The organism is Achromobacter sp. GW823-FHT04E03 (assembly GCF_058796095.1).
Genome location: NZ_JBXAIJ010000015.1, coordinates 1 through 473 on the forward strand (window position 1 = coordinate 1; position 473 = coordinate 473).

The 473-nt window shown below is 66.2% G+C and carries 1 protein-coding gene; it reads left to right on the plus strand.

Annotated features, from left to right (window positions below):
- Positions 1-473 (plus strand): VCBS domain-containing protein (locus AC1RHV_RS31100; protein ID WP_492302726.1); only part of this gene is annotated, 473 nt, incomplete at both ends.

Genomic DNA, 473 nt, shown 5'->3' on the forward strand with positions numbered 1-473 from the left:
CGCCGAGAACGCCACGCAGCCGGTCACCGGCGAACTGACCGTCACCGCACCGGAAGGCCTGGCCACCGTCAAGATCGGCAACATCACCCTCTCTGTGGCCGACCTGCAGGCGCTGGGCACCACCCCGGTCGTCGTCAACGGCACCGAAGGCAAGCTCACGCTGACTGGCTACGACTCGGCCACCGGCAAGATTACCTATAGCTACCAGCAGGATGGGACGGCCAAGAACCACACCGCCGGCGACGACTCCGTCACCGACAAGTTCACCGTCACCGTCACCGATGCGGCCAACCAGGTCAAGTCTGACGACCTGGTCGTGCTCATCACCGACACCGCTCCGGAAGCCAAGCCCGACACCGCTTCCGTCACGGAAGACACCGCACTGACCGCCTCCGGCAACGTCATCACCGGCACCGGTGCCGACACCCTCGGCGCGGACGTCACCAATGTCGTGGGCGTGGCCAAGGGCACGA